Annotated in this window: 26 protein-coding genes and 2 pseudogenes; 22 read left to right on the forward strand and 6 right to left on the reverse strand. The window is 47.1% G+C overall.

Annotation, left to right across the window (positions count from 1 at the left end):
* Positions 1-19 precede the first annotated feature (19 nt).
* The 5 genes and pseudogenes from BVG16_RS33265 to BVG16_RS05850 all read left to right on the forward strand — a co-directional run.
* A pseudogene (locus BVG16_RS33265) lies at positions 20-376 on the forward strand (response regulator); the annotation flags it as partial.
* Positions 377-1,492: 1,116 nt separating this feature from the next.
* Positions 1,493-1,780 carry a hypothetical protein gene (locus tag BVG16_RS05835; RefSeq protein ID WP_078497604.1) on the forward strand — a complete coding sequence of 96 codons (288 nt, stop codon included), beginning with the start codon at positions 1,493-1,495 and terminating at the stop codon, positions 1,778-1,780.
* A 9-nt stretch (positions 1,781-1,789) separates the two neighbouring features.
* A complete protein-coding gene (locus BVG16_RS05840) occupies positions 1,790-2,101 on the forward strand; it encodes a hypothetical protein (protein WP_078497605.1) in 312 nt (103 codons plus the stop codon).
* A gap of 61 nt (positions 2,102-2,162) precedes the next feature.
* A complete protein-coding gene (locus BVG16_RS05845; RefSeq protein ID WP_233146899.1) occupies positions 2,163-3,725 on the forward strand; it encodes a recombinase family protein in 1,563 nt (520 codons plus the stop codon).
* A 46-nt stretch (positions 3,726-3,771) separates the two neighbouring features.
* Positions 3,772-3,864 (forward strand): annotated as a pseudogene (locus BVG16_RS05850) (helix-turn-helix domain-containing protein); the annotation flags it as partial.
* 79 nt (positions 3,865-3,943) lie between these two features.
* On the opposite strand, the gene BVG16_RS05855 reads toward BVG16_RS05850, so the two are convergent.
* The 4 genes from BVG16_RS05855 to BVG16_RS05870 form a co-directional block, all read right to left on the reverse strand.
* Positions 3,944-6,166: a helix-turn-helix transcriptional regulator gene (locus tag BVG16_RS05855; RefSeq protein ID WP_078497606.1), complete on the reverse strand. Its 2,223-nt coding sequence runs from the start codon at positions 6,164-6,166 to the stop codon at positions 3,944-3,946.
* Positions 6,167-6,266: 100 nt separating this feature from the next.
* Positions 6,267-7,922, reverse strand: a complete 1,656-nt coding sequence (locus BVG16_RS05860) for an extracellular solute-binding protein (protein WP_078497607.1) — start codon at positions 7,920-7,922, stop codon at positions 6,267-6,269.
* Between the two features lie 33 nt (positions 7,923-7,955).
* Positions 7,956-8,867 carry a carbohydrate ABC transporter permease gene (locus BVG16_RS05865; RefSeq protein WP_078497608.1) on the reverse strand — a complete coding sequence of 304 codons (912 nt, stop codon included), beginning with the start codon at positions 8,865-8,867 and terminating at the stop codon, positions 7,956-7,958.
* Between the two features lie 11 nt (positions 8,868-8,878).
* Positions 8,879-9,814 carry an ABC transporter permease gene (locus BVG16_RS05870; RefSeq protein ID WP_078497609.1) on the reverse strand — a complete coding sequence of 312 codons (936 nt, stop codon included), beginning with the start codon at positions 9,812-9,814 and terminating at the stop codon, positions 8,879-8,881.
* Positions 9,815-10,040: 226 nt separating this feature from the next.
* Here BVG16_RS05870 and BVG16_RS05875 point away from each other — a divergent pair, with 226 nt between their 5' ends.
* From BVG16_RS05875 to BVG16_RS33960, 3 genes are all read left to right on the forward strand, one after another.
* On the forward strand, positions 10,041-10,637 hold the full coding sequence (locus BVG16_RS05875; RefSeq protein ID WP_078497610.1) for a discoidin domain-containing protein: 597 nt from the start codon (positions 10,041-10,043) through the stop codon (positions 10,635-10,637).
* A 406-nt stretch (positions 10,638-11,043) separates the two neighbouring features.
* Positions 11,044-11,190, forward strand: a complete 147-nt coding sequence (locus BVG16_RS05880) for an S-layer homology domain-containing protein (protein WP_158081628.1) — start codon at positions 11,044-11,046, stop codon at positions 11,188-11,190.
* Positions 11,191-11,193: 3 nt separating this feature from the next.
* The gene (locus BVG16_RS33960) at positions 11,194-11,328 is read left to right on the forward strand and encodes an S-layer homology domain-containing protein (RefSeq protein ID WP_078497967.1); all 135 of its coding nucleotides are present in this window, start codon (positions 11,194-11,196) and stop codon (positions 11,326-11,328) included.
* A gap of 124 nt (positions 11,329-11,452) precedes the next feature.
* Here BVG16_RS33960 and deoD read toward each other — a convergent pair whose 3' ends face one another.
* Complete coding sequence (deoD, locus tag BVG16_RS05890) at positions 11,453-12,169, reverse strand: purine-nucleoside phosphorylase (protein WP_078497612.1); 717 nt, start codon at positions 12,167-12,169, stop codon at positions 11,453-11,455.
* A gap of 143 nt (positions 12,170-12,312) precedes the next feature.
* Entirely contained in the window at positions 12,313-13,086 is a 774-nt protein-coding gene (locus BVG16_RS05895; RefSeq protein WP_233146900.1) for a Crp/Fnr family transcriptional regulator, read from the reverse strand.
* 105 nt (positions 13,087-13,191) lie between these two features.
* On the opposite strand from BVG16_RS05895, the gene deoB reads away from it, so the two are divergent.
* The 14 genes from deoB (at position 13,192) to BVG16_RS05965 (ending at position 24,857) form a co-directional block, all read left to right on the forward strand.
* A complete protein-coding gene (gene deoB / locus BVG16_RS05900; protein WP_078497613.1) occupies positions 13,192-14,358 on the forward strand; it encodes a phosphopentomutase in 1,167 nt (388 codons plus the stop codon).
* A gap of 111 nt (positions 14,359-14,469) precedes the next feature.
* Positions 14,470-15,498, forward strand: coding sequence for a BMP family lipoprotein (locus tag BVG16_RS05905; protein ID WP_078497614.1), 1,029 nt, complete (start codon positions 14,470-14,472; stop codon positions 15,496-15,498).
* 89 nt (positions 15,499-15,587) lie between these two features.
* The gene (locus tag BVG16_RS05910; RefSeq protein ID WP_078497615.1) at positions 15,588-17,120 is read left to right on the forward strand and encodes an ABC transporter ATP-binding protein; all 1,533 of its coding nucleotides are present in this window, start codon (positions 15,588-15,590) and stop codon (positions 17,118-17,120) included.
* Entirely contained in the window at positions 17,117-18,190 is a 1,074-nt protein-coding gene (locus BVG16_RS05915) for an ABC transporter permease (RefSeq protein ID WP_078497616.1), read from the forward strand. The genes BVG16_RS05910 and BVG16_RS05915 overlap by 4 nt, the downstream gene beginning before the upstream one ends.
* A gap of 3 nt (positions 18,191-18,193) precedes the next feature.
* Complete coding sequence (locus BVG16_RS05920) at positions 18,194-19,147, forward strand: ABC transporter permease (protein WP_078497617.1); 954 nt, start codon at positions 18,194-18,196, stop codon at positions 19,145-19,147.
* Positions 19,148-19,330: 183 nt separating this feature from the next.
* Positions 19,331-20,008, forward strand: coding sequence for an ethanolamine utilization microcompartment protein EutL (gene eutL, locus BVG16_RS05925; RefSeq protein ID WP_078497969.1), 678 nt, complete (start codon positions 19,331-19,333; stop codon positions 20,006-20,008).
* Positions 20,005-20,292 (forward strand): BMC domain-containing protein, encoded by a 288-nt coding sequence (locus tag BVG16_RS05930; RefSeq protein WP_078497618.1) that lies wholly within the window; start codon positions 20,005-20,007, stop codon positions 20,290-20,292. The genes eutL and BVG16_RS05930 overlap by 4 nt, the downstream gene beginning before the upstream one ends.
* A gap of 17 nt (positions 20,293-20,309) precedes the next feature.
* Positions 20,310-21,788, forward strand: coding sequence for an acetaldehyde dehydrogenase (acetylating) (locus BVG16_RS05935; protein ID WP_078497619.1), 1,479 nt, complete (start codon positions 20,310-20,312; stop codon positions 21,786-21,788).
* 54 nt (positions 21,789-21,842) lie between these two features.
* A complete protein-coding gene (gene eutM / locus BVG16_RS05940) occupies positions 21,843-22,130 on the forward strand; it encodes an ethanolamine utilization microcompartment protein EutM (RefSeq protein ID WP_078497620.1) in 288 nt (95 codons plus the stop codon).
* Positions 22,131-22,141: 11 nt separating this feature from the next.
* A complete protein-coding gene (pduL, locus tag BVG16_RS05945) occupies positions 22,142-22,915 on the forward strand; it encodes a phosphate propanoyltransferase (RefSeq protein ID WP_078497621.1) in 774 nt (257 codons plus the stop codon).
* A gap of 13 nt (positions 22,916-22,928) precedes the next feature.
* A complete protein-coding gene (locus tag BVG16_RS05950; RefSeq protein WP_078497622.1) occupies positions 22,929-23,738 on the forward strand; it encodes a hypothetical protein in 810 nt (269 codons plus the stop codon).
* On the forward strand, positions 23,725-24,036 hold the full coding sequence (locus BVG16_RS05955) for a EutN/CcmL family microcompartment protein (protein WP_078497623.1): 312 nt from the start codon (positions 23,725-23,727) through the stop codon (positions 24,034-24,036). The genes BVG16_RS05950 and BVG16_RS05955 overlap by 14 nt, the downstream gene beginning before the upstream one ends.
* Complete coding sequence (gene eutS, locus BVG16_RS05960) at positions 24,029-24,370, forward strand: ethanolamine utilization microcompartment protein EutS (RefSeq protein WP_078497624.1); 342 nt, start codon at positions 24,029-24,031, stop codon at positions 24,368-24,370. The genes BVG16_RS05955 and eutS overlap by 8 nt, the downstream gene beginning before the upstream one ends.
* Before the next feature lies 1 nt (position 24,371).
* Complete coding sequence (locus BVG16_RS05965) at positions 24,372-24,857, forward strand: EutP/PduV family microcompartment system protein (protein WP_078497625.1); 486 nt, start codon at positions 24,372-24,374, stop codon at positions 24,855-24,857.
* Positions 24,858-24,866: the final 9 nt, after the last annotated feature.

A 24,866-nucleotide genomic window follows, 5' to 3' on the forward strand; every position in this document is an offset into this window, starting at 1 on the left:
GAAAGAGGGTGAACGTACGATGTCCATTCGTGTTCTCATTGTTGATGATACGAAATTTCTACGCCTGATGTTAACGGATATATTAACAAAATCCGGGTATGAGGTTGTAGGTCAAGCAGAGAACGGTGTTATTGCCGTCGACAAGTTCAGAGAATTGCGGCCCGATCTGGTGATTATGGATATTACGATGCCAGAGATGGACGGAATTACGGCGTTAAAGGAGATTAGGGCCATCGAGCCGCAGTCTGTCATCTTAATCTGCTCTGCGATGAGTCAGCGAGATCTCATTTCCAAGGCATTAAAGGCAGGCGCGAACAATTATGTGATGAAGCCGTTCGAACCTGAGCGCGTCAAGGAGATCATTCTTGAAGTTATGCCACTAATGGAGAACAACAAAAAAGAAAAAGCATCCATAAAAGCTCCGATTGAGCCGGAACCTGTGCAAGAATCCGTGGTGACGGAAGACCAGGCAACTAAATTGCGCAAATCGTTTGCTGAACAGACCAGTGAACAGTATATCTTATCTGAAGCAGCCGTAGCGCCGATAGAAGACTCGTTTCCAGAACCAGAACTAGAATCACCAATAGAACCTCGCCTTGAAGTGAAGGAAGCACTTGTCTCGGAAACGCCCGACTTGGTGGAACAGGTAGAACCCATGTTGGAAGCAAGAATATCTTCCGAAGCGGAAGAAGAGTTCGGCACATTACTCGAAGGCATTGAAAATCCAACCCCAACAGGGATCACTGCGGATCATGAACGAAGCAACCCTGGCGTATTGGAAGAAATAACAGCTGCATCTGCGGAAGCTGCAGTTTCGGTTACCGCTGTCAACGAGATAAATATCTCCGCGGAATCCCTCCCGGGTGATTTTACGCATCTGTCCAAACGTCTGGAGGCTGAGCTCAAGCATACCCCTGAGGAGCCTATCTCTAATACATCAGAAGAGCAGCAAGCTAGCGCAGAGGAAGTATCTTTAGACGAGAACAACGAAGAACAGACTGGAACGAATCATCTTGATGAGAATGAACTTGATGAACAAGAAGGATCACCTTCCCGTTCATCGAATCCTGCCGTCTGGTTCGAACAATTGATTTTTTCCAATTCCAATAAAACGGGGGATGCTGAGATGGCAAGAAATCCGCAAATGATAGATGCTGAGGTCAGACAGGAACATCATGTGGCAACAATCGATCAAGGTAGCAGTTCAAGCATGCTGCCAGAACTGAAACGCAAAAATATGCGGAACTTCGCAAGCAGTATCATGTGCAAATTTTCAGAACAGGTCGATGGGAAGGAAATGGACTATTTCGTTGTCTACAACGAATTTGACAAGTCGATTCGGATCGATATGATCTCTCCCGATGAGAAGCGCAACAGCATTCAATTATCGCTCGACGGGTTCACTTTTATTATGGAATGGCTCGAACAGAAGGGCGTACGCATCGATAAAGTCTTAGATTAATAGAAGCCATCAAAGTTAAGGAGGACAATCATGAAGAACAAGCAAATCAGTCAATTAACTTTGTGCGATTCTTATAACCATTCTCAGATCATACCGATCGCCAATGCGAGGCAAATCTTTGACAAAATCGTTAAGGTCTACGTCAGCCGTGAAGATATCTATAATCACTCGAAGACGCCGAGGGAGTTCCAAGCCTATCAAAACATTGATAGCGAAACCTTGCTTATTGTCGTGAGTATCCGCAGTGATTGGTGGACGCCATGGAAAGGCATGGTGACGGAAGACGTTTATTTTTATCGAGAACCTTTTGCGCAATGAGGTACAGAAGTGAATGAAGAAGCGGGCAACTCCAATCAGGGAGAGGCTCGTTTCTTTTTTTTGTTCTATAAAGGCGCGGAAAGGAGCGGTTATGGTACAAGACGGCAGGTTCATAGACATAATTATCACAAGCGGAGAGGAGCGGACCGAATGCCTAAAGACGCCAAACCATCGTATCGAATACATGTACATCCCGGAAAGGAGAATAGAGAACACATCATGGATGAGCTTGCCAAGCAAGTGATTCAGCGCAATGTAGTGGATTTTCACATGCAAAACGAAAGGGTAAAAAAAATCCCCCTACCAGGACGAGCAGGCTGAACCAATAAAGGAAGCAGACATTTTCTAATGATGAAAATGAATCGTCATGGGGGAGGCGATAATGAGAGCAGCCATTTATGTACGTGTTAGTACGACCAAAGACAGTCAGAAGGATAGCCCGGAACATCAAATTGCAGCTTGTAAATATTTTGCGGAGGACATGGGGTGGGAGACAGCGGAAGACATGATATATGAAGACCGCGAATCTGGGACGAATATTACCGATAGGCTAGCGATTCAGCAAGCGTTAAAGGATGCACATCAGGGCGCATTCCAAGTGATTATTTTCGCCGCATTATCGCGGTTCGCACGTGATATTGGGGATTCGATCAATCTCAAGCGTAAGCTGGTGAATGCCCTTCGGATTCGCCTCATCTCCATCGACGACCATTATGATTCCGACCGAGATGATGAGATGTTATTCTCGATTATCTCGAGTATTAATCAGTCCTTGAGCGAGCAGATCAGCCGAAGTACACGTCGGGGGAAGCGGGAATCCGCGTTAAAAGGGAATTTTACAGGAAATCGGCCACCGTATGGATATGACAAAGAAACGAGAAATGGCTTAAAGACATTGGTACCCAATGAGAACCAGAAGATGGTTGTTGAGACGATTTTCCAACTGTATACAGCCAATCATTTCGGGGAGAAATCTATCGCTGCTTATTTGAATGATCAAGGAATCCCCTCCCCGAAGGATGGAAAATGGGGTATTACCACGATACAACGCATCTTGCAAAACGAAGCCTATGTCGGGAAAAATCGTTCCTCGAAATTTGAAATTCGAAAAGTGTATACCAATGTCGATGATATGACAGAACGTAAAAAAGTATTAGTTCAAAAGCCAAAACGCGAATGGCGTTACGCGCATAACAGCTGGACGCATCAAGGCATTATTGATGAAGCAACGTTCCGGCTTGCTGAGAATCTTCGCTTGCAACGCGGCGGTGGACAACGTGGCGGGCCTCGCCAAAAGGTTAATGTTTTCGCGGGAATGATGAAATGCGCACATTGCGGTTCCTCCATGGTCAGCATGAAATCCACACGTCGAATTCGAGAGCAATCGAGACGAGATTACCGATACCTCATTTGTTCCAGAAGAAGAAGGCAAGGAGAGTCAGGCTGCTGCAACAATTATTGGCTGCCGTATGATCCCTTTCACGAAGATCTCATCCAATGCATATCACAAATATTACGCAGTACATTTTCGCCAGAGGAGCTGTTGGAGAAACATAAGCGTCTTGTCCAAGTCACGCACACGGATCTCGAATCCGAAATGAAAAAACGCAAAAAGTGGATTATCGAAAATCGTAAATGTCTGATGGAGCTTCGCAAAGAACGACTCAAAGGGCATGTGTTGGATGAACATCAATATGAATTAGAAAAAAGTCATTATGAGCGGGAAATCGTGCAGCATGAGAGCAGACTCATTCAACTTCAGCAGGAATGGCAGCGTAAAACGGATATGACGGATTTATACGAGAAGACGATGGAACGGTTAAATGATCTGTTGAATGTATCCTTCGAAACCTTTGATGATAGCCAACTTACATTGAAAAAACTCATCTCTCGTATAGAAGCGGATCGTCAGGGAAATGTACATGTGTTCATGACATTTGATTAGCTTGCTGTTCTTGCGGATACGCTCCTCTATATTCATGTGTGCTTCAAACCCCATCACGAACGTAATGCAGAAACTGAATGTAAAGGGTCGTTCGCAAGCGGTTGTCGAGTTGATCAAGCTTGGGGAGCTAAAAATCTAATCTGCTTGTCACTCTAATTGACCTTCTTTACCTTTGTTTCCTATGGAAGCAGGGGTGAGGGAGGTTCTTTGATTTCCGCTCAAATCGCCAACTGTACGTATTCATCCGGTTTAATCCCCTCGTACCGAGTAAAGGCACGTTTGAAGGAGTATACATTTTCGTAACCGACCCGATGAGCGATATCATCGATTCTGCATTTTTTCTCGCGAAGTAATTCTTTGGCCATTTCCATTCGTAACCGGCATAAATAATCGTAAAAATTGATGCCTGTCACTTCTTTGAAAAGCTTGGAAACGCTAGAAGCCGACATTTGAAACAATTCCCCTAGGTTTTTTAACGATACGTCGGCGCTAGTATAGTTCTCATTGACGTAGAGCAGCAATTTGCTGCCAACCTCCATCGTGGACGATGTATTGGAATACCGATTTCGTTCGCATAGTAAAGTCCCTACTTCAAACACATAGCTCCACATGGCCGTGGTGTTCCCTGCGCTTACCATACTGGCGAATTGTTTGGCGTATATGCCCGTATCGAGATTCACCTCGTGAAGCACGCGGAGCATCGTCTCCATTAATAGCGAGACTAGACGAACCGTACTGTGCTTCGATAGTTGGCGTTTCTCATTCTCGCTGCTTATTTCTTGAAGAATATGCATCGACGTGTCAAGGTTTCCGATCTTCAGGTTGTTAATGAGCTGAACTTCCCAGTCGGTAGGATAATAAAAATCGACTTCATGTTGGATTGTTTCTTCTTGTATCGTGCGTATATGTCCGCGTGAAAATAACATATACTGCAAACGTTCATGGGCTACATAATAGGATTTGCTAATACCTACAAGACCTTGTTCCACCGTGCCATGCAAGACGTCCAGATGAAACCCGCAGTTCTGTTCCATTTCAGCCGCAACTTCGGAAGCGATCTGTTCGATCACCCCATCATCTCCAAAAGGATTTTTCGAGGATACGATCAGCGCTTTGTCTGCGTTTGTGATCTCGAACAGTTCATAGTCCAGGTGATACCGTTGCATGGTTTTCTCGACGACCAGCATCGTGATCATCTCGATTTTTCGAATTTTAGCCATATCGGAAAGATCGTGAATGGCGTGAAAGCTGACCAGCATCGTGCAATAATGCATATCGTCCGTATAAGGGATGCCGAATTTTTTCAACCCGTTCATGTGCTGATCCTCTGGAAAATAACCTTTGAGCAAGCGAAGAAACATATTTGATCTCGCAGCGCTTTCAAATGCTTGCATGGATTGTTGAAGCTCTTGGTTCTCATGCAGCAAGCGGTCGATAGACTTCGCAATGTAGTTGTATTCGGAACCGGCCCCATTCCTCACATCGTCGTACCGAATGGCAACCGAGAGCTTGTTCAGCAGGGCGTGAAGCGGGCGATAGGTGATGCGAGTCAACACAAAGGCAGAACAGGTGCCAACGGCGATCGATATAAGAATGGCCAGCAAGGAGCTGAACAGATTATGGATCCATACCCCGCTGCTGTCGGTATAGGTGACGGCATACTGCCATTCGCTCGCTTGGGATGGCAATGCAATCGTATAAGCTTTATCACTCGTACTTTGGTTATCTTGTGCGTTCTTTGTTTGCTGATAAATGCTCGATTGATGTGAGGTTATCGAAATATCCTTAAACTCGTTGCCTGCGAAACGATGCATATAATCCGAAAAGTAAGCGCTATCAATAAAAAGAACCAAAACAGCACGCGGCTGGTTTACGACCTCTAAGCTTTGAAGGACAGGAATGACGCGTTTTTTGATATCCCATAGCCCCAAATCGACAGGCTGCATAATTTTGAAATCGGTAATGGAACTTTGCATCGTGTGCTGTGTGGCTGGGTCGAATACGGCGACATGCGAGAAGAAATCGTCTGCCTGGAAGTTGCCAATGGAAGACAGGATCCATTGTTTCTCAGGGAAATAAATCATGCCGAAGGAGAGAATGCCCATGGAATTCACATCATTGTCCAGGTCTTTCCGAAGCTCAATCATTTTCAATAAATCGAATTCCTGATCATACACGTTCGTATTTTGCATGAGTTTTCTAACCCATGTTTTGCTGCTCATCGTTTTGCCGAATTGTTTGAGTTCATTTAATTTGTTGTCTACCATATCCGCGATCCGCTTGGCATCCGACGTATGCTTATCATATTGCTGTCGCTGCTCCTCCAGGATGTTCCGGTGTACGTTTAAGCTGCTAAAGATGATGATGGGAATAATCAGAATGGCGGTATAGGACATAAATATTTTTCGAAACGTGCGGTTTCCGAATTGGTTCTTATACAAATGCGTCCCTCCTTCGGCATCGAATCCATCAAAATCTATGAAAGAAAATGGCAGTCCATCATGTCGTATGAGGTCTGCCATTTCCCTATTTTTTCAAACCTTACTGGATGCTATTGTACCTGTCAAGCAATTGTTGATCGATTTCAATCAATTGGTCGAGGCCAAGCTTCTTCAATTCAGCGATATATTGATCCCAGTCATCAAGCGATTTTTGACCTAACGCCAGCTTGGTTGCAAGCTCTGTGGAGTAAGTGTTCAGGTTCGTTAATATTTTGGTCTTTGTCTCCAATTGCTTATCATCCGGGATCGCTAAGAAGTTATTATTCATGTTGACAAAATACGGTTTGTAATTTAGTACTTGCAGTTCGTTGTCTGCTTTATATTTAGGCGCACTGGAAAGCTCGAACTCCAGGTTGGAGAATTGTACGCGCGGGAAGACCGTATCTCCCATCAGCATGTTGCCCGTCACTTGCTTCGTTTTTGCCAGTTCCTCGGCCGGTCCGTTGTTGAGATATATTTTTGCGCCGTTGCTTTCCACTTTATAGGTCTGCCCTTCAATGCCCCAGAACATGAGATCTGCGTATTTGTCCGAGTATACCATATCGAAAAATTTAATGGCTGCTTCAATGTCTTTACAATCTTTTGTAATGGCATATTTATTGAAAATAAGGAAATGAGGCTCCTGCTGTACGGCAGGGGTGATGCCTTCAACCGCTTTGAGCGGCATGAGCGGCAGGAATTCGCCTCCGCCACGGATTGTGGGTTCTACATAGTTTTCCAGATTGTAATCATGCAAGGATGCCACCTGGTTGTCTGTTATTTTTTGTTGATTTTGCTCCCCTGTTGCTTCGATGAGACTCGTGTCAAGCACGCCTTCCTTCACTAATCGCTGCATGTAACGGAAGTAATCCTTGACGCCTTCCTGATACCATGGAGACACGACTTTTTTGTTCTCGACATCAACCGCTGTAACGCCTGTTCCGAGTCCGAACCATTGCGCAATGGCGCCAGTGAACTGGCCAGGATAATTGTATACAAGCACTTCGTCTTTCTTGCCGTTGCCATTGGCGTCGAGTTCTCTGAATTTCTTCAGCGTTTCCAAATATTCATCCGCTGTTGTTGGAACCGGAAGATGTAGCTTATCCAGCCAGTCTTTGCGAATGAGCATGGTAAGGGAGACGGGTGCGGGATCTTTGCCTTGGTATGTTTTCTTGTGAAGATTGCTGAACCAGTACATTTTGCCGTCGGGAGAGGTTGTTGATTTTTTGGCATAAGGGAACTCGACGTCATACATTTTTTTGATGTTGCCGTTGCTGTATTTCTCGATCAATGGGTTCAGATCTAGAAGTACGCCTTGCTTCGCTAAATTCAGAACGGTCGTATTATCAAGCTTCGATATGTTCACGATGTCCGGAAGGTTGGACCCTGATGCCATTCTTGTCTTGAGGACCACTTCATATTGTTCTGCAGGGACCATTTCGTTGTCCAGCTCTAGTCCGTTGTTTTTCAGCAGCTTGTCAATCTCTGCCCATACCGGATATTTATCTCGATCATCGAATTTAATATATTTGTTGATGCCGGCTGGGCCAAGCATTTTTAGTTTCGTAACCTTTTGTTCGGAAGAAGTGGTGCTGCCGCTGCCTTCCTGCTTCGTGCCGCTCGAACCGTTATCGGTTTTGCTGCTGCAAGCAGTGATTGATCCGACGAGCAGAACTGCCGCCATACTGGATACGAATGTTTTTTTCCAAAGCTTCATGGACGAATTCCCCCTAAAATCATTTTTTGAGTCTTATTCTTTTAATGAGCCAAGAAGCGCACCCTTGATGAAATACTTCTGAAAGAACGGATAGGTAAAGATAACGGGTAATGTTGTAAAGACGATGATCGCATACTTCAATTGAATGTTCGACAGCATGTTCTCAACGGCATTGCGGGTATCCTGAAGCGATAGCGTTTTCAAATCGACCGATTGCTGCACGACGACACGGTACAAATACATCTGCAGTGGATGCAGCTTCTCATTCGGCAGATATACGAGTGCATCGAACCAACTGTTCCAGATGGCGACGATCGAATAGATGGCAATGACTGCGATAATCGGTTTGGAAATCGGCAAGATGACTTTGAACAGCAGCTGCCAGTGGGAGGCTCCGTCAATAAATGCGGATTCCTTCAATCCTTCCGGGATTGTCGTAAAGAACGTTCGAACGAGAATGATGTTCCAGATGCTGACCATGCCGGGAATGATGACGGCGAACATGGTGTTGTATAAACCGAGCTGGTTCACCAGCAGGTAGGATGGAATCAATCCGCCTGCGAAATACATCGGGATCAGGATGAAGGCAACCACCCATTTGCGCCCCATGAGACTGCGTACGGTTAGCGGATAGGCGCCCAATATGGCCATCAGGCAATTCAGAAACGCCCCGGCAGAAACGTATATCAGCGTATTCGAGTAAGCCCACCACATTTTGGTATCGCGGATAATGAGTTCGTAGGAGCCGAGAAAGAACCCTTTGGGAAACCAGAACACGTTCATGGCTGCTACTTCTTGAGGCGAGCTGATGGACATGATGATAACGAAGTAGAAAGGATACAGTGTAATGAAACAAATGATGAGTGCGATCAAGAGAAAAGCAATATCGATTAAGATTGAACCTTGCCTGATCACGTTCGGATTTCTCCGGAGCGAGGTGATCATCGAATTCCCCCTTACCATAAGGCGTAATCAGAGTATTTGCGGCTTAGTGTATTAGCAATGTACAGCAGAGAGAAATTGATGAGCGATATGAACAGTCCGACTGCCGTACCTGAGCTGAAATTGCCGCCAAGCAGACCGTCACGGTACAAGTAGGTGCCAATGACATCTGCCGTTTCATAGACCATCGGATTATAAATAAGTAGAATAAATTCGCTGTTCGCTGACAATAAATTACCAATCGCAAAGATCAGCAGAATGAAAATCGTTGGACGAATGGAAGGCAATGTTATATGAAGCATTTGCTTGAACCGATTCGCGCCGTCCATTTTGGCCGCTTCATACATGTGCGGGTCGACGTTGGACATCGATGCGAGATACAGAATGCTGCTCCAGCCGAAAGACTTCCATATATTCGTAATCGTATAGATGACGGGGAAATACCCTGGCTCTGTATTCAAAGCCACTGTTGTTTCACCGCCGAACAGATGGACCAGTGCATTAATGATGCCGTCCGCATTGATAAAGGATAACACCATGCCGGCAACGACGACGTTGGAAATAAAGTGAGGCAAGTAGCTTGCCGTCTGCACGAATTTTTTGAAAATGCCGCTCTTCAGCTCGTTAAGCAGAAGTGCAAACAAGATCGGCACCCAAAAGCCGAATACAAGCGTGTAAAAGCTGAGTAAAAACGTGTTACGCATCAGCCTACCGAAATAAGGGCCGTTAAAAAAATCAATAAAGTGCTGCAGACCAACCCAGTTAGCGCTTTCAAATGAGAAGAAAGGTTTTCCCGGGTAATAATTCTGGAATGCGATTACGATCCCGTACATCGGTATATAGCTGAAAATAAAAATATGCAGCAGGACTGGAAGCATAATCAAATACAGCTGCATATTCTCACGTAAGCGAAAAGAGACACGCTTACCCGACTGACTCGTTGCTCTCATAACCTTCCCCTTTCACCGATCGATTGCGGCATTACCGGGCCCGTTCTTCCGCATGGATTCATAATAAAGGGGAGCTTCTAATGAAGGCAAGCAACATAATTTGATGCGCTGCGCAATATTTGCGCACTATTTTTTCTACTAATACAATCTTTAAAAGTGAATAAATGTATATCCATGTAAATAAAAGTATATTGAAATTACCAACTTCGCCCAACATACTAACCCTGTGACCGTACCTGAATCGGAACCATTCAGCTTCACATGGGAAGCGCTAGATCCTGATAGCGGAATCGCTGATGTTAAGGCTGTATTTGACCGCGGAACCTATCAACAGGGGACAACTATCGATCTAACAGGAAAGCCCGGCAAGCACCAACTGGAAATTACGGCAATAGATATGGTAGGCAACACGACGAAAAAATCCTTTATGATTGAAGTGACAACGAGTGCCAACGAAATGATCAAGCTAGTCACTCGTTTAGAAGAAGCGGGAGAATTTTCGAATCATGGGAACGCTCGCGCCCTACAAGCTCATTTGGAAACCGTGAAGAAATTTCAAGAAAAAGGCGAGACGAAGGGGATCGACACGGTCGTCATCGATTGGGAAGCAGCGCGTGCCAAAACATTTAAAATACTCGTAGGAAGCGATAAAGAACAATGGACAAATGTGATAGACAATGACGGTATAATCGAAGGAATAGACGGAAAACAAACCATTCGATTCAATCCAACGACGGCCAGATACGTGAAATTCCAGGGCATACAAAGAGCGACGGTGTATGGGTATTCCTTCTACGAATTTGAGGTACACAAAAGATTCTAATCGTTAATCATGATCATGATCGTTCGTGCGAGCGGCGAAGGGTGCAGCGAACGGAGCTTGTAATGAACGGACACAGGAGACCTTAATTATGCCAAAAACACTCAAAATGCAGGGCGAACGGACACAGCAGCTCTTATCATGCTAAACATAAGCTATATACTCATGATTCGAATGGAATAAGGGCATCTAGGTCCGAAAAACGGCTAATCAATGAGCATAGCAGACAATAAGGTCTCTCATGTCCGTTATACACAAAGAGCTTATTTCATTAGATACGATGAGAAGACACTGCAATGGAAAATGAGGTGGACAATACCAAGATGGACGTGTGACAATTCATACTAATTAAGTGGGGATGTTTGCGGTTCTATCTGTAGAACAGGAACAAGCTGAGGGTTTCGCAGATATGCGTAAGCATTGGGCGGCGAATGCAGTTCAGGAAGCGACTCGACTCGGTTTTGTTTTGACTGGCTACGGAGATCATAACTTCCATGCAAATCAACAAATTTCGCGTGAAGAAATGGCAGTGATCATCATACGTGCTAACGGTTAATCGATAGATGCGAATGCCGCATTATCGTTCAAAGATACGAATCTTATTGCCAACTGGGCGAAACCTTTTGCTGCAGCGGCGGTTCAGTCTGGGTTGATTCAAGGGAAAGGCGACGGCACTTTCGTACCGGCAGACTGAGCCACTCGCGCCGAAGCAGTAACGATGATCCTCTCATTGTTAAAGCATTTGGACAAATAATTTATTTATGTACAAAATAAAAAAGCCCGATTCCAAGAATCGGGCTCTTCCTTATAAGACAGCATTATCCTTGACGGATCGCTGTTTCCAATGCCACTTCAATCATGTCGTTGAACGTCAATTGACGCTCTTCGGAGGTCGTAGCTTCACCCGTAAGGATATGGTCACTTACCGTGAACATGGCTAGACCGTTGATTTGATGCTTCGCGGCTAAGGTGTACAATGCGGCTGTCTCCATTTCAACGGCCAACACGCCGTATGCGCCAAGCTTCAACATGGTTTCTTTATTGTAGTCCTCTGTATAGAAGATGTCAGAAGACAAGATGTTCCCAACGCGAAGGTTTAATTTCTTCTCAACACCGATATCATAAGCTGTTTTGATCAGATCAAAGTTAGCGATCGGAGCGAATGTATATCCAGGGAAACGGTTCGTATTGATGGAAGAATCCGTACATACCGCTTGAGCAATCAGAACGTCGCGCAGTTGCACATCATGTTGAATCGCACCGCATGTTCCGATACGGATAATTGTCTTCACATCATAATCTTGAATTAATTCTGTTGCGTAGATCGCGAAGGAGGGAACCCCCATACCGGACCCTTGAATGGATACAGGTTTACCTTTGTAAGTCCCTGTGTAGCCAAGCATACCGCGTACTTGGTTATGACATTTCGCATTTTCCAAGAATGTTTCAGCAATATATTTCGCGCGTAGCGGATCTCCAGGCATTAATGCTACCGGTGCTATTTCACCTTTTTTTGCTTCTAAATGTACACTCATTGAATCGTACCTCCTCACAAATTTTCAACCTTTTGAATTATGAAAACGTTTTACTCCTATACCCTAACATACCCGTTGTGAAAAATCCGTAATACAAGCCATCGGTTTTCTGTGAAGTAGATTACAAAAAAACAGTGTAGCGTTTAACTGAACTTCTTGCCAAGACCATCTATAATCGAGTTGTTCCCAGCAGTTGAGTACCACGTTCGCTGACTCGGCGAAATATAGCTGACACCATCGCAAATGGTGCGAAGTTGGGGTAGGTCGAGAATTTTGATGGTTTTGTGTTCAATCGAGATGATGCCTTCATCTTGAAAATCTTTAAGTACTTTAGAGACAGACTCTCGGGTCACGCCAACCATGTTGGCAATGACATGATGTGTCAATTTGTAGTTGATAATGTAAGCGGATTCAGATTCCAACTTCTGCCCAAGGTTACAATACATGTCATAAACGAGATTTGCCGTCTTCAAGCGCGTGTCAAGAAAGGAGATATATTGGGCTTTACGGTTGAGAATCCGCATGCTCTCCACGAGCAGCCAGTAGGAGCGTCGCAACACGCTTGGATACTCTTCCACGATGGCTAAGAAATCTTTTTTCTTCAAATACCAAGTGTGTACGGCTTCCATCGCGGCAATGGAGGCAATGCGGTAATCATCATAATGGATGGCCTCAATCTCCCCGACGACATGGCCTGGGAAGGCGACACCATATATGATTTCCTTGTCTTCTAATAAACTATACACTTTGATCGATCCCGATCGAATAATGAAGACATCGCCGCTGCGATCTCCTTCGTAGATGATGACTTGATTTTTGCGGAATTGCCGTTTTCTCAGCATGGGCATGATGCGTTCAACCGCTTCATCCGAAAGGTCTTGAAAAATTGAAATATTTCTTATATCCGTAATCATCATAGATGTCCTCACTTTCAAATTTTCATGGCATTGCAGAATAATTGCGAAGCCTAACATTTTTCCATGAAATATAGGCAAATATAAACACAGGAGTAGTGATGAAATATGACTTTCAAACGAATTTGCACCATTGTGCTCGACAGCGTAGGCATTGGCGAATTGCCTGATGCGAATAAATTCGGTGATACAGGTTCCCACACCCTCGGACATATTGCGGAGCGTGTGCCGACCATGAAGTTGCCGCATATGCAGCAGCTAGGTTTAGGGAATATCGCGCCGATCTCTACCGTTCCACCGGTTCAAGAGCCGCAGGCTATGTACGGTAAGATGGCTGAAACATCGGTCGGTAAAGACACGATGACAGGTCATTGGGAGCTGATGGGCTTGAACGTGACGATTCCTTTTGATGTCTATCCCAATGGGTTCCCAGCAGATTTTATTCAAGAATTCGAAGCTAAGACAGGTCGTAAAGTGCTTGGTAACAAACCGGCATCCGGGACAGATATTCTAGATGAGTACGGTGAAGAGCAAATGCGCACGGGTGCTTGGATTGTCTATACATCAGGGGATAGCGTATTCCAACTTGCAGCGCATGAAGAAATCATTCCACTAGAGGAATTGTATCGCGCTTGTAAGATTGCTCGTGAAATGACCTTGGAAGAGCCGGTTGCCGTAGGTCGTGTCATTGCTCGACCATATGTAGGCACGCCTGGAAGCTTCAAGAGAACGCCGAACCGTCACGACTATGCACTAGCTCCATCCGGACGGACCGTGTTGAATGCGTTGAAGGATGGCGGATATGATGTGATCGCCGTTGGGAAAATCAATGATATTTTCTCAGGTGAAGGGATCACAGAAGCGACACCAACCAAAAGCAATGAAGACGGCATTCTCAAAACCATCGAATATTTAAAAACGGATTTTAACGGCATGTTATTTACAAACCTCGTTGATTTTGATTCCTTGTATGGGCATCGTCGGGATCCTGAAGGGTATGCTGCTTGTTTGGAAGAGTTTGATCGGTATGTACCTGAGCTGCTTGCTACGCTCGGCGAAGAGGATCTCTTAATTATTACAGCTGATCACGGCAATGATCCTATACATGCAGGAACCGACCATACCCGCGAATATGTTCCTGTGTTAGCCTACAGTCCGAAGTTTCAAGGGAAAACAGCGTCCATCGGCGTTCGCAGCACATTTGCAGATTTGGCAGCCACAATCTCTGATAATTTTAAGGTTGATTTTAAGGGTCATGGGACAAGCTTTCTGTAAGTAACTACTGTTCATTATGACCGTGATGCGGCTGAAATTCAAGGTTGAACCATGTTCGTCGCGGTTAATGAAAATATATTTACACAAAAATATATGTTGGAGGGTCAACAGATGAAGAAAAAAATGAATCTTGTGCTCGTATTCGTATTGATGGTAACCATGGCGTTAACGGCATGCGGCGCGAAAAGTTCCAAAGGCGAAGGTGGCACTGCACCAGAAACTGGCGGCAAAAAGCTAAAAGTTGGTATGGTTACGGACTTAGGCAGTGTTAACGATAAATCCTTTAACCAAAATGCTTGGGAAGGATTGCAGAAGTTAAAAGCCGATATGGGCTATGACGTAAAATATTTGGAGCCAAAACAAGACGCTGACGTTATTCCAAGCTTGAACCAATTCGTAAAAGGCGGCTATGATCTGACGTGGGCAACTGCATTTACGCTTGATGATGCTGTAACAACGATCGCGAAAGAAAATCCAAATGCAAAGCTTGGTATCATTGATTCCTCAATTGAAGTACCAAACGTTGCAGCCGTATCCTTCAAAGAACAAGAGGGTGCTTACTTGGTAGGGGTTATCGCTGGATTGATGACGAAGACCAATAAAGTGGGCTTTGTCGGCGGGATGGAAATTCCTCCAATCCAACGTTTTGCAGCTGGTTTCCGTGAAGGTATCAAAGCGGTAAATCCGGATGCGAAATTAATCGTGAACTACACAGGACAATTTACACGTGTGGATATGGGTAAATCCGCAGCAGCTACGATGTACAATGATGGCGTAGATATTATTTTCCACGCTTCCGGTTTGACAGGTAACGGTGTATTTAACGAAGCTAAAGAGCGCGTAGCTAAAGGTCAAAAAGTATGGGTTATCGGTGTAGATAAAGACCAATCCTTAACTTTTGGCGATGAAGTAACACTTACGTCCATGATCAAAAAAGTAGACGTTGCTGTCTATGAAATTTCCAAACAATTAGCGGAAGGCAACTTCCCAGGCGGTAAAGTAACAAACATGGGACTTAAAGAGAACGGTGTAGACATTGCGCCAACATCCTCCAAAAACGTTCCAGCAGATGTCTTGAAGAAAGTAGAAGAATACCGTACGAAAATCATTAACGGTGAAATTACAATTCCAACCAAGTAGAAGATCGAACTGAACTGATTGAACCAAGAAGCTCCCCTCGCCTCTAATCTGCGGGGGGACGTTTCTGAAGCAGGAAGGAGAAAAGTCTAATGGCGCAACCTGAAACGGTATTGGAGCTTAAAGGAATCACAAAGCGTTTTGGTGAAGTGGTCGCGAATGAAGACATCAGCTTTGCCTTGAAGAAGGGCGAAATTCATGCATTACTGGGTGAGAATGGTGCCGGCAAATCGACATTAATGAATATCGTATTCGGATTGTATCAACCAACGGAAGGTTCTATTTGGGTCAACGGACAAGAAGTTCTTATGGATACCCCGAACCGGGCTATTGATCTCGGGATTGGGATGGTCCATCAACATTTTAAGCTAGTACAGCCTTTTACCGTAACAGAAAATATTATTCTCGGCATGGAACCGAAATCCGGCCTGAGAACAGACTTGAAAAGCGCTTCATCCAAAATACGCCAATTATCGGAGCAGTATGGCTTGAACGTGGATCCTTCTGCAAAGATTGAGAATATTTCAGTAGGGATGCAGCAACGGGTAGAAATCTTGAAAACGTTATACCGCGGCGCAGATATCGTGATTCTGGATGAGCCGACAGCTGTGCTGACACCCCAAGAGATTACCGAGTTGCTCGCAATTATGAAACGGCTTGCAAGTGAAGGAAAGTCTATTATTATTATCACGCACAAGCTGAAGGAAATTATGGAGGTTGCGGATACCTGTACGATCATTCGTCGAGGTCGCGTGATCGACTCCGTCGTTGTTAAGGATTCGAGTCCTCGAGAATTAGCAGAAAAAATGGTGGGCCGTGAAGTTCGGTTTAAGACCGATAAATCTGCAGCGGATCCGAAGCAACCGATTCTGTCCGTGAAGGACTTAAAAGTTCGTGGAGACAATGGTCAGATGGCGGTAGACGGTCTATCCTTCCAAGTTCGCGCAGGCGAGATTGTTGGTGTTGCCGGGGTTGACGGGAACGGTCAAGCCGAGTTAATCGAAGCTTTAACCGGCATGCGGCGCGTTGAAGAGGGTGAGATTGACTTGGACGGCGTAAATGTCGTGAACAAGACACCTCGTGTCGTGGGTCAATCAGGCATGTCGCATATTCCACAGGATCGGCATAAGCACGGTCTCGTGTTGGATTTTACGGTTCCTGAGAATGCGATCTTACAGACATATTACAAGCCAGAATTAACAAAAGGCGGTCTGATGGACCACAATGCAGCGGTATCGCTAGCTGAGAAGTACGTAAAATCCTTCGATATCCGTATTCCTGGTCTTGATGTTCCTGTACGCGCGATGTCCGGTGGTAATCAGCAGAAGTTGATTATTGCGCGGGAAATCGATCGTCGTCCGAAAGTATTGATTGCCGCACAACCAACTCGCGGCTTGGACGTTGGGGCCATAGAGTTCGTTCATAAGGAGCTTATTGCAGAACGAAATAATGGTAAAGGGGTACTTCTCGTATCCTTTGAATTAGAAGAAATTATGAACGTAGCCGATCGAATTATCGTGCTCTTCAACGGTCAAATCGTAGGGGAAACCTATCCAGATCAGACCAATGATCAAGAGCTCGGGTTGATGATGGCGGGTAGACGACAAGGAGGCGATTCCAATTGAATAATTTGAAAAGACTCCTGCGTCAAGAATCGGTCTGGATTCCGATCATTTCGATTGTGATTGGGATTGTGATTGGAGCGATCGTCATGCTCATCGGTGGGTATGATCCATTGCTTGCGTATTCATCGTTGGTACAGAAGATTTTCGGCAGTGTCTATGATGTCGGCGAAACGCTGCGTCAAATTGTGCCGTTGATCCTTGCGGGTCTTGCTGTTGCCATTGCCTTCCGCGGTGGGATGTTCAACATCGGGGTTGAGGGACAGATCGTGATGGGATCTCTCGGGGCTTTGATGGTGGGGAACATGATTGATTTGCCGCCTATCATCCATGGGATTGTCGCAATTATCGTCGGCGCTTTGTTCGGCGGGATCTGGGGCGCGCTCGTCGCTATATTTAAGGTGAAGCGGGGACTGAATGAAGTTATCTCCTGTATTATGTTGAACTGGATTGCCTTATATATCAGTCATATTACGATTAAAGCGTTCATGGCTGAAGCGGGCACTTCACGTTCGCAAATGATCCATGACTCCGCTAGCATCCAGATTCAGTGGTTATCAGATCTATTTAACGGCGCACGGATCCACTGGGGATTCTTCATCGTGATCTTTATTCTTATCGGTTATTACTATTACATGAATCGCACGAAGTGGGGCTATGAGTTGCGTGCGGTTGGTTACAATAAGCATGCAGCGGAATATGCAGGGATGAACGTATCCAGCATTGCGATCCGTACGTTCTTCATCTCCGGTGCGATTGGCGGTTTAATTGGTACATTCGAAGTACTCGGTGTATTTAAGTACATGGCGATTGCAGCCAATACTTCAGGAACCGGATTCGACGGTATCGCGGTAGCCTTGCTCGGTATGAACAGCGCGTTAGGCGTATTCTTATCCTCAACACTATTCGGTGCATTATATTATGGTGCACAAGGGATGAGCTTTGGTGCCGATGTACCGCCGGAAGTTATTAAGATGGTTATCAGTATCATCATCTTCTTCGCGGCTGCGCCAGGTGCTATCCGGATGTTCATCAAGATGTTCAAACGCAAATCGAAGCGAGAGGAGGGGTAACACATGGATATTCTAGCAAATCTACTGAATGGAACATTCGTGTTTGCCACGGCATTGATCTTTGCCTCACTCGGCGGGGTCATCGTCGAACGGACAGGTGTCATTAACTTGGGACTTGAAGGATTTATGGTCTCGGGAGCCTTCTCTGCAGCGATAACGACGCATTATGCAGAAAGTGCAGGGCTTGGCGGTGCATCGCCTTGGCTGGGTCTGCTCGGCGCGATGATCTTCACCCTTATCTTCTCCGGCATTCACGCACTCGCTTCGATCAAATTTAAAGCGAATCAAGTCATAAGCGGGATTGTCGTCAACTTGCTTGCGGCAAGCTCCACCTTCTTCATGGTAAAGCTGTTGTTCGAAGGTGCAGCGGAAACACCGATCATTGATCATGTATTTCATAAATGGTCTATCCCATTCTTAAGTGACATTCCGTTCCTTGGGAATGCGTTCTTCACAGCCTATCCAACGACCTTTATCGCCTATATCTTCGTCTTCGTGGTATGGTTCGTGATGTACAAGACGCCGCTTGGCTTACGGATGCGCGCGGTTGGGGAACACCCAGGAGCCGCGGATACAGCAGGTGTGAAGGTAAACCGTCTTCGTACATTATCCATCCTCGTTGGGGGATCGGTGGCTGCATTAGGTGGGGCTACAGTGGCCTTAACAGCGAATAGCAGCTTCGCGCAGAACACGATTTCAGGCCAAGGCTTTATCGCGCTTGCCGCGGTAATTTTCGGGAAGTGGAATCCGGTAGGTGCATTCGGGGCTGCGATCTTCTTCGGATTTGCGCAAGCACTGAAGGACCAGGTCGTCATCTATGATTGGGCCAGTAACATTCCGACGGAAGTATTCTACATGCTTCCATACTTGTTAACCTTGCTGGTCTTGCTCTTCGCCGTTGGACGTTCCAGCGGACCAAGCGCCCTTGGAGAACCGTACGACCCTGGGAAAAGGTAATTTATTCGTCCGTTTTTATGGATGTTCAAGGAATATTCAGGACTGTCCGTCATATGTTGATAATACAAGTTCATTATGATGGCAAAGACGCCAAGAATCATGAATCTCTCTGCAGAAGAGGTTCATGAAGCTTGGCGTTTTTTTATTACAACTAAATCAAGAGATTGGAGTTGAGGATTCGTGATCGGTCAACCCATTCGAGCCATACCTTTAGCGGTGCGTATGATCCCTAATGTAGATGCGGGATTGGCGCGTCATCTTCCGCTAGATACTTCAATTCGCAGCTTAGGCTTGATCACTTCCAGCATAGACGATGTCGGTTATACCGCGATTGATGAAGCGACGAAACGTGCAGCCGTAGATGTCGTGTATGCAAAGTCCTTTTATGCAGGTTCGGGTCATGCATCGGGACCGCTGTCTGGTGAGTTCATCGGCATCATCGGAGGGGCAACGCCTGCCGAAGTGGAGAGTGGGCTCGCGGCTGCCATGGAAGTGATGGAGCATGGCGCGTGTTTCTATGCGCTGAATGAGGAAGGTACCCATGCGTATTATGCACACGTCATTTCGCGATCAGGCCGTTATTTATCCGGGGTTGCGGGAATTCCTGAAGGGGATCCGATTGCGTATCTCATAGCTCCGCCGCTCGAAGCCATGGTCGGACTGGATGCCGCCTTGAAGGCTGCGGATGTGAAGCTCCAGACATTTTACGGACCACCGACGGAGACGAACTTTGCCGGTGGATTACTAACAGGGAGCCAGTCGGCCTGCATGGCTGCGGCGCAAGCTTTTCAGTCTGCGGTAAAAGAGGTTGTCTTGACCCCGCATGGTATCACGCTGGGGTCAGGAGGAGGTCATCGATGAGCAGTAAACAGGAAGCATTGGGGATGATTGAGACTTGGGGGATTCCAGCCTTGATTGCAGCTGCGGACGCAGCGACGAAGGCAGCAGATGTGCGCGTCATGACCTATGAGATGGTGGATGCGGGGATCGTAACGCTGTATCTCGTAGGAGATGTATCCTCTGTGCAAGCTGCGGTGGATGCGGGACGTAGTGCGGCAGAACGTGTAGGCAAGCTGCTGCACACCCATGTCATCGCAAGACCTGATTCACAGCTGCGAGCCCGGCTGTTAGGTGATTCCGATTAGGGGGTGCCCACGACGAGATGAAGGAGATCGACACGGATTTATTATCGATTCAAGAAGTTCGCGACGCGCTGCAACGTGCCAAGGAAGCTCAATCCCTCATCGCGGAGATGAATCAGGAGCAAATCGATGCGATTGTGGGAGAAATGGCACAAGAGGCGCGAAAATCTGCCGCTGATCTAGCCGAATTGGCGGTAGAAGAGACGGGGTTCGGGAATGTCCCGGATAAGACCATGAAAAATTTGTTCGTGGCAGACCATATCTACCCGGCGATTCAACCGATGAGAACGGTCGGCATGATTCATCGGGATGAGGAGCTGAAGGTATGGGAGATTGCCCAACCTGTTGGCATCGTGGCGGGAATCGTACCTTCGACGAACCCGACGTCCACCGTCATGTTCAAAGCCATGATCGCATTAAAAGCTCGTAATGCCATCGTATTTAGCCCTCACCCGGGAGCGAAGCGATGTTCCTTGGAAGCCGCGCAGCGCATGCAGAAGGCAGTGGAGCGCGCCGGAGCCCCGGCATTCAGTATCCAATGTCTGAGAATTCCCACATTGGACGCGAGCAGAGAGTTGATGACGCATCGTTCCACGGATGTCATCCTTGCCACCGGCGGGACGGCGATGGTCAAGGCGGCTTATAGCTCCGGGAAGCCGGCTTATGGCGTAGGGCCTGGCAATGTTCCTGTTTTCGTGCATTCAAGCGCAAACGTGGAGCAGGCCGCCGAAGCCATTCTTCGGAGCAAAACCTTTGATTATGGCACCATATGTGCCTCAGAGCAGGCCATCGTAGTCGATCAACGCGTCAAAGCTCAGCTTGTTGATGCGTTCGTAAGACGAGGAGCTTATATGCTCTCTACGATGGAGAAGGACCGGATTGGAAGGTTGATTCTCGCTCCCGGCGGAGGGTTGAATGCACAGATTGTAGGCAAGACTCCGCAAATTATCGCTGAGATGGCAGGATTAGCGATTCCTTCGGATACCGCCGTACTTATAGCGGAAGAGACTGAGGTCGGGAAGTCTTTTCCGTTCTCGTTGGAGAAGCTGTGTCCTATTCTGGCGCTCTATACGGTGCAAGACGTTCAACAAGGAGCTGCTTATTGCAAGAAGCTGTTAGAACTTGGCGGGTTAGGGCATACGCTTGGGATTCATGCAGAGGATGCGGGCGTTGTCGAGAAGTTCGGTATGGAGCAGCCGGCTTCCCGAATCGTGGTGAATGCAGGGACGACATTCGGAGGAATCGGGATGACCACAGGGCTTATGCCGTCATTGACATTAGGATGCGGCTCCTTCGGCAATAACATTACGTCCGATAATATTGGACCCCAGCATCTAATGAATGTGAAACGGGTAGCTTACGGTATTCGCGAACTTCCTGTGACAACCGAGAGCGTGGGAATCCACGTTCAGGAAGCGCTATCTGATCAGACGCACATCACGCGGGAAACCGTCATGGAAATCGTGAAAAGAGTGCTAGCAGAAGTGCAACGTTCATAAAATGGGGGTACATGGCATGTCCTTCACACGGAATTTATTTAAGGAGGCGTTCAAATGGCAGGAGAATGGTCGGCATTAGGAATGATTGAGACGAAAGGGCTGGTCGGTGCAGTGGAAGCGGCCGATGCGATGGTCAAAGCAGCCAACGTTAAGTTAGTCGGCAAAGTGCATGTAGGCGGCGGGTTAGTGACGGTGATGGTGCGGGGGGACGTGGGTGCCGTGAAAGCGGCGACAGATTCCGGGGCTGCGGCTGCGGAGAAGGTCGGAGAATTGATCTCCGTGCATGTCATTCCGCGTCCGCACAGCGATATCGAGCATATTTTGCCCAAGTTAGAAGGCTAACGTGAGGCGATATGGGAATCGTGACGGAGACTCGATTACGGGCCATGCTCGCAAAAGGCATCCCGAACCCGTTTATTTTGCAGGCGGAAGAAAAGTTAACGCCGGCGGCAGCGGATTTTTTGAAATCACGCGGGATTCGTATAGAAACATCGGTAAAGTCATCTGGAAGGACGTTAAATGCACCCTCGGTCTACCCCCTTATTCCTGTTGGCGTATCGAATCGGCATGTCCATTTATCTCGTGCTCACGTTGAGTGTTTGTTCGGTCCAGGATATACGCTAACACCTGATCGGGCATTATCTCAGCCGGGCCAGTATGCAGCGATTGAAACGGTCACCCTTCAGGGCCCGCGAGGAGAGATTCAACGTGTGCGTGTGTTGGGGCCTTCGCGAGCAGAGACGCAAGTAGAAATCTCGCGAACCGATGGGTATCTCTTGGGAATTCATGCACCGGTTAGGTTATCCGGAAATGTAGCGGGTACACCCGGAGCGGTGCTCGTCGGACCTCAGGGAACGCTCGAATTAAGCCATGGGGTCATTGTTGCGGAGTGCCATGTACATATGTCTATCTTGGATGCGGCGCATTTTCAAGTTCAGAATGGCGATACGATCGTTGTAGAAACTCCGTCGGATCGATCCCGTCGCATCCTATTTCCTCAGGTCATCGTTAGGGTGCATGAGCGGTATTCGCTCGATTTTCACATCGATCTGGATGAAGCCAATGCCGCGGGATTAAGGACGGGAGATTTCGTAGAAAGAATCGCATTTCAGGATCAATTTAGCTAAGGAGGCGAACCGATTGGACTTGACGCAGACCGTGGAACGGCTCGTTCGTGAGTTATTGCGCTCGATCCCGACGGACGTTATGCCGTCTCCGCAAGTGCTATATGTATTGGATGATTCGCAAGCGGCAGATCGCTATTTGGATCATTTCGTCGTATTGAAGCAAGCAGGCATCCGATATGATCTTCTCGTTTTGGATGGAGAAAACGCTGGCTGGCTGGGGAAGCAGTGTATTGAATCAACCGGAGCGGGGAACTGCATCGCGATGGATGAGCAAGCCCCGTCTCCTACGGAACTGCCGCAATCTTATGCGGCAATCATCGTTCCGGAGTTGGACTTGGATCAGGCATCCCGAATTCTCCATGGCATCCTTGGTTCCGTGGAGTCGGAATTGGTGCAGGCGGGGCTGATTCTCGGTAAACCGGTGTTCACTCGCATCGACGGGAGCGGGATGACGCAAGCGAATCGGCGTACGCTGCAAGTGACAGGACTGCCCCCAGCCTATGAACGGCGATACCGCGCTACGATTCAACAGCTTCAAGAACTAGGGATGCACATCGCCAGCTTTCAAGAACTGCCTTATCAAGTTGTGACGGCAGTTCTTCCGGGTCAGCCCGAACATTCGATGTCTAGCCCCGCGAGCACGGTGTTCTCAGCGAGGCTGTTAACCGCCTCCGATGCAGCACGCATACTTCAATCCAACCGTGACCGGGTAGTCACTGTAGCACGCGGTACCTTGATATCCCCGTTAGCAAGGGATGTGATCCGAGATCAGCGCGCTGAGCTGCGGATTGTGGATGAGGTGACATTCGATGGTGCTGGGTAAAGTGATGGGGAGCGTATGGGCGACTCATAAGGAAGCCGGCATGGATCAATTGAAGCTGCTGCTCATTCAGCCATTAGACTTCAATGGCCGGGCGCAGGGAAGCACGATGATTGCAGCGGATCGAATTGGTGCAGGGATCGGTGAACATGTCATTGTATCCCGAGGGAATCCTGCTCGCATGCTGTTCGATGGACGGAACGTGCCTATTGATGCCATCGTGGTCGGCATTGTGGATGGCATTGAACTTGGTGATGTGAAGTTATCGTTCGATACAGAGGGGGGCGAAGAACATGACTGATACGAAGCAAAGAGTGGTTCAAGAGTATGTGCCTGGTAAGCAAGTTACCTTAGCCCATGTCATTGCGAATCCTGATCCGCTCCTGTATACGAAATTAGGGATACAGGATGCAGGGGCCATCGGAATTCTCACCCTTACACCAACAGAAACCTCCATTATTGCTGCAGACATTGCAACCAAGGCAGCGGATGTCGGCCTAGGTTACTTGGATCGATTTACGGGATCGCTTGTGATCACAGGGGAAATAGCGGCTGTGGAAATGGCTATGGAAGCCATTAATACGTTCCTCTCCGTCAAGCTCCAGTATACGCCGGCCATGCTCACGAGGTCCTGATATGAAACAAGGGAAGAAAACGCTGAAACGGATTATGATCATTGGCTCGGTAGGAGCGGGAAAATCTTCACTCATGCAGGCCTTGTTTCGCGAAGATCAACCTGCAAGGAAGACGCAAAGCTTAGAATATCGCGATTGGCTTATTGATACGCCTGGGGAATACACGGAGAATCCAATGTATTACCGCTCTTTGATGGCGACATCCTTTGAAGCTTGCATGCTCATGATCGTGCAGGACGCAACCGCCAAGCATATTGCGCTGCCGCACGGATTCGCAGGAGGTTTTCCTATTCCAGCTATGGGGGTGATCACCAAGGCGGATCATCCCGACGCGAACCCGGAACGAGCTGAATCTCTTCTGCGTGTTGCAATGCCGGAAGGCGAGGTATGGCTGACTTCATCCCTAACGAAGCATAACATTGAACCTTTACGGCAAAAGCTCTTGCAATGTCTTGGTCTATCCGAAGCGGATGTTGGAGAACTCTAGAAGGAGATG

It is taken from the genome of Paenibacillus selenitireducens (genome assembly GCF_002021565.1).
Lineage (GTDB): Bacteria > Bacillota > Bacilli > Paenibacillales > Paenibacillaceae > Paenibacillus_K > Paenibacillus_K selenitireducens.